The 1,597-nt window shown below is 65.2% G+C and carries 2 protein-coding genes; one reads left to right on the top strand and one right to left on the bottom strand.

The window, feature by feature from the left end; genetic code table 11:
* The coding region (locus Q4E95_RS13720) for an SDR family NAD(P)-dependent oxidoreductase (protein WP_303383825.1) at positions 1 to 895 on the bottom strand (895 nt) is incomplete at its 3' end.
* Between the two features lie 161 nt (positions 896 to 1,056).
* Between Q4E95_RS13720 and Q4E95_RS13715 the strand changes: the two genes are divergently transcribed.
* The coding region (locus Q4E95_RS13715) for an APC family permease (protein ID WP_303383824.1) at positions 1,057 to 1,597 on the top strand (541 nt) is incomplete at its 3' end.

The raw sequence follows: 1,597 nt of genomic DNA, 5'->3' as shown, positions 1-1,597 counted from the left end.
AATCGTCCAGGTCGCGCTCGCGCACCACGGTGTCGTGCTGGAGACTACCGATGAGTGGGCGCACCAGAGTCGACTTCACCGGAGTGACCAAACCGATCCAGTACGCCGCCAGTTCTGCAGTGGTCACCGGTGCAATGAGGAAGAAGCGCGGGATCTTGTTCAGCGCACTCGCGTACTCCTTGAGCATGTCCGCGTATTCGAGAGGTTCGGGCCCGCCCACGTCGAAGGTGCGATTCACATCCTCGGGTAGGTCCGCGGCCGCCACCAGGTAGTGCATCACGTCCGCCACGGCAATGGGGTGGATGTGGTTGCGCACCCACTTGGGAGCAATGGCGCCGGGAAGCCGCTCGGACAGGTGCCGAATCATGGTGAAGGACGAGGACCCGTCCCCGACCACCACACCGGTTTGCAGAGCCGCGGTGGGCACGCCGGAATCCATCAGCACCCGGCCCACTTCCACGCGGGAACGCAGATGGTCGGACAGCTCCTCCGTGGACGTATCCGCGGGGTGGAGTCCGCCGAGATAGACGATCCTCTTCACGTGCGCGTTGCGCGCGGCCGTGGCGAAGGTGTCCGCCATGGACTTTTCTTCTTCCACGAAGTTCTCGGTGTTTCCCATGGAGTGCAACAAATACCAGGCGACCTCGACATCCTCCATGGCCCGGGCGATGTCCTGGGCGTCGGAGGCGTCACCCTCAATGACCTCCGCCTCGCCGGGTCCGGCCTTGCGACCATCAACCACCACGCGATCACCCCAAGAGAGGTGACGGACCTTGTCCGCGCTGCGGCTGAGTAGGCGTACCCGCCAACCCTGGTCCAGCAGTTTCTGAGCAACGTTGCCGCCAATGTATCCGGTGGCACCGGTGACCAGTGCCAATCGTGTGGTCTCACTCATGTTGCAGCTCCTGACATGGGCGGCGCCTCGATGGCGGGCGGCACCCGTGGTTTTTGAATCACTGTACGCGGAGCGAATCCGCGGCGCCGGGAAGGGGACGGCTGTGAAGCCGCGCGTATCCAATGCGTGCCGTCCGTGCGGCGGCGACCTATTGTTGTGTCATGAATCATGCCGCCGGTTCGTCACCCACTCGCTCCCCGTCCCTGGCCCGCACCGTCACCACCGGTGGGTTGTTCCTGTTCATCCTCGGAGACGTGCTCGGGGCGGGCGTCTACGTCCTGGCCGGGGAGATCGCCAAGATCTCCGGGGGTGCCTTGTGGGTGCCCCTGCTGGTCGCACTGCTGCTGGCCCTGCTGACCGCCGGTTCGTACGCCGAGCTCGCCACCAAGTACCCCAAGGCCGGGGGATCCTCGCACTACGCGACCCGCGCCTTCGGGCCGTTCGTCGGGTTCCTGGTGGGCTTCTGCATGCTGTCCGCGGGCATCGTCTCCGTTGGTGCGCTGTCGCTCGGTTTCGCCGGGGACTACCTGGCCGTGTTCGTCCAACTGCCCACGATCCTGGTGGTGGTGCTGTTCCTGGGATTGCTGGCGGCCCTGAATGCCCGCGGTATCTCCGAGTCGCTCGGCGCCAACCGCGTGGCGACGATCATCGAGGTGTCCGGGTTGTTGCTGGTGATCGCCCTCGGTGCCCTGGTGGTGATCC

It is taken from the genome of Kocuria sp. (assembly GCF_030536815.1).
Lineage (GTDB): Bacteria > Actinomycetota > Actinomycetes > Actinomycetales > Micrococcaceae > Kocuria > Kocuria gwangalliensis.
Note: the sequence above shows the minus strand (reverse complement) of the source record. Positions and strands in the feature narration are given on the sequence as shown.